Raw genomic sequence first — 3,125 nt, 5'->3', positions numbered from 1 at the left:
GAGGATCAGGCGGCGGTGGATGCCGCAATCGACGCCTGCGCGCCCGACATCATCGTGCATCTCGCGGCGCAGGCCGGCGTGCGCTACAGCCTCGAAAACCCGCGCGCCTATATCGACGCCAATATCGTCGGCACGTTCAATGTCATGGAGGCGGCCAAGCGCCACGCGGTGCGCCACCTGCTGATGGCTTCCACCTCTTCGGTTTACGGGGCAAATACCGAGATGCCCTATGCCGAGACGATGAAGGCCGACAGCCCGATGACGATCTACGCCGCCACCAAAAAGGCGACCGAGGCGATGGGCCATGCCCATGCCCATCTGTGGAACCTGCCCACCACGATGTTTCGCTTCTTTACCGTCTACGGCCCCTGGGGCCGCCCCGACATGGCCTATTTCAAATTCGTCGAGGCCATTCTGGCAGGCCGCCCCATCGACATCTACAATCACGGCGAGATGTATCGCGATTTCACCTATGTGGGCGATCTGGTGCGCGGCATCCGCCTGTTGATGGACGCGGCCCCCGTGCGACCAGAAAGCCCCGAAACCATCGCCCCCGGTGACAGCCTCTCGCCCGTTGCTCCCTACCGGATCGTCAATATCGGCAATTCCGACAAGGTGCGGCTCTTGGATTTCGTGGCCGCCATCGAAGAGGCGCTGGACCGTCCCGCCATCCGCAACATGATGGAGATGCAAAAAGGCGATGTGCCCGCCACTTGGGCCGATGCCCGCCTGCTCGAACACCTGACAGGATACCGCCCGCAAACCAGCGTGCGCGACGGGATCGCCCAATTTGTGCGCTGGTACCGCACCTATTATCAGGTCTGAGCGGGAAAGTGATGCCCGTCCGCCGCGCGGGTCATGGCGCTCAACGCACCACCCTGATAGCGTGCGGTTGAGCCGCTCAGACGCGGCACAACGACAGAGACAGGCCCCCCATGAGCAAGAACGGCAAACCGATCAATCTGGCACTTCAAGGGGGCGGGGCGCATGGGGCCTTTAGCTGGGGTGTGCTGGATTACCTGCTCGAAGATGGGCGTTTGCGCATCGCCGGTGTCTCGGGCACCTCTGCGGGGGCGATGAACGCGGTGGCCTTGGCCGATGGGTATACGCGCGATGGACCCGAGGGCGCGCGCGCCGCACTCGAAAAGTTCTGGCGATCCATGAGCGGCAGCGTCAAGCATTCGCCCATGCAGCGCACCCCGCTCGACCGGCTGACCGGAAATTGGGGGCTGGAGAACAACCCGTTTTACCACTTCATGAACGCTCTCACCGGCGTCGCCTCGCCCTATCAACTCAACCCGATGAACATCAACCCGCTGCGCGATCTGGTGGAAGAGAGCATTGACTTTGAAATGGTGCGCAAATGCAACGCGTTCGAGCTCTTTGTCTCGGCCACCAATGTCGAGACAGGCCGGGTCAAGATCTTTGCCCGCGAAGACCTGACCGTCGATATGGTCATGGCCTCGGCCTGTCTGCCGCAGATGTATCAGGCCGTCGAGATTGACGGCGTGCCCTATTGGGATGGCGGCTATATGGGCAATCCCGCGCTCTTTCCGCTCTATGGCAAGACGGGCACAGATGACATCGTGGTCATCCAGATCAACCCGATCGAGCGCAAGGGCGCGCCGCGCACCGCACAGGAAATCCAGAACCGCCTCAACGAGATCAGCTTTAACGCAAGCCTGCTCAAGGAATTGCGCGCAATTGATTTCGTGGACCGACTGATTGCTCAGGGCAAGCTGTCGACCGACGATTACCGCCCGGTCAAGATCCATCTGATCGAGAACGAGGCGGCGCTCAATCCGATGGGGGCCTCGTCCAAGATGAATGTCGAATGGGCCTTTCTCACCCGCCTGCGTGATATTGGCCGCGAGACGGCAGCGGCCTGGCTCGATTCCAGCTACGACCGTATCGGGGTCGAGAGCACAGTTGACCTGCGCGCCATGTTCCAAGGGATCGGGGCCGAGCATCAGGGCTGAGGGCGTGCGCCTGCCCGCAGTTTCAGGAAAACCGCGCCAACCACGCCAAACTCGCCTCGGTGCCCGCGCCACCGGGGCGGTATTCTGCCCCGAACGGCCCCTGCCAGCCAAGCGCGGCGATCTGAGGCAAAAGCCAGCGATAATCCACCTCGCCTTGGTCCGGCGCGCCGCGATCCGGCACGCCTGCGAATTGCACATGGCCGATGATGGGCTGATAGCGAGCAAAGCGGCGCAACAAATCGCCCTCCATGATCTGCAGATGATAGCAGTCGAACATCATCCGCAGGCTGTCACGCCCCAAGGCCGCGATCACCGCTGCCGCATGGGCGCTGGATGACAGGTGATACCCCGGCACATCGCGCTGATTGATCGGCTCGATCAGGATCGTGAGTCCCAAAGGCGCGGCCAGATCACAGGCATAGGCCAGATTGGCGCGAAACACCGCCTCCGCCTCTGCCCCGCCATCTGTGCATCCGGCCATGACATGCACCGCGCCTGCGCCAATGGTCTGCGCATAGTCCACCGCCTGCCGGATGGCCGCGCGCGCCTCGTCCTCGCGCCCCGGCAGGGCAGCCAAGCCGAAATCGCCCGCCGCCCGGTCGCCGGGCCATGTGTTCAACCCCAGCATCGGCAGGCCGGTCTCCTCCAGCGCCGCGCGCACCTCCTGCGCGGCAAACTCATAGGGGAAATGACATTCCACCGCCGCAAATCCCGCCCGCGCCGCAGCACGGATTGCATCTGGCAAGGGCCGGTCGGTGAACAAGAAGCCCAGATTGGCCGAATACCGCATCAGTCCCAATCCACCTCGAACTTGCGCACCACCTGCGCAATCTGCCCTGCATCCAACGCCCGCGCCCCGGTGCCGCGCAAAATCAGCGCGAGCTTCGCGGTCTCCTCCAACTCTTCCATCGCGAACACCGCCGCCTCCAGATCCTTGCCCGCCACCACTGGGCCATGATGCGCCAGCAAGACCGAGGATCGCCGCCCCGCCAGACCCCGGATCGCCCCGGCCATCGCGGCATCTCCCGGCACAAAGAACGGCAAGAGCGCCACCTTGCCTACTCGCATCACCGCATAGGCCGTGAGCGGTGGCACGGCATTGTCAGGGTCCGTGTCGGGCAGGATCGAGAGAGCGACCGAATGGGT

Annotated in this window: 4 protein-coding genes; 2 read left to right on the top strand and 2 right to left on the bottom strand. The window is 63.5% G+C overall.

From position 1 onward, the window contains the following. Together KBT70_RS04490 and KBT70_RS04485 are read left to right on the top strand one after the other, a co-directional pair. On the top strand, nucleotides 1–825 hold an 825-nt coding region (locus KBT70_RS04490; protein WP_296629301.1), incomplete at its 5' end, for an NAD-dependent epimerase/dehydratase family protein. 110 nt (nucleotides 826–935) lie between these two features. After that, nucleotides 936–1,979, top strand: coding sequence for a patatin-like phospholipase family protein (locus tag KBT70_RS04485; RefSeq protein ID WP_296629299.1), 1,044 nt, complete (start codon nucleotides 936–938; stop codon nucleotides 1,977–1,979). 22 nt (nucleotides 1,980–2,001) lie between these two features. Here the strand turns inward: KBT70_RS04485 and KBT70_RS04480 are convergent, their stop codons facing one another. Beyond that, nucleotides 2,002–2,769 carry a TIM barrel protein gene (locus KBT70_RS04480; protein WP_296629297.1) on the bottom strand — a complete coding sequence of 256 codons (768 nt, stop codon included), beginning with the start codon at nucleotides 2,767–2,769 and terminating at the stop codon, nucleotides 2,002–2,004. Beyond that, a partial coding sequence (locus KBT70_RS04475; RefSeq protein ID WP_296629295.1) for a class II aldolase/adducin family protein occupies nucleotides 2,769–3,125 on the bottom strand: 357 nt, incomplete at its 5' end. The genes KBT70_RS04475 and KBT70_RS04480, both read right to left, overlap by 1 nt.

The organism is Roseovarius sp. (assembly GCF_018066915.1).
GTDB lineage: Bacteria > Pseudomonadota > Alphaproteobacteria > Rhodobacterales > Rhodobacteraceae > Roseovarius.
Note: the sequence above shows the minus strand (reverse complement) of the source record. Positions and strands in the feature narration are given on the sequence as shown.

What these genes read in the sequence shown, in the direction of transcription:
- KBT70_RS04485 (WP_296629299.1), top strand. Translation starts at nt 936, where the DNA reads ATGAGCAAGAACGGCAAACCGATCAATCTGGCACTTCAAGGGGGCGGG.
- KBT70_RS04480 (WP_296629297.1), bottom strand. Translation starts at nt 2,769, where the DNA reads ATGCGGTATTCGGCCAATCTGGGCTTCTTGTTCACCGACCGGCCCTTG.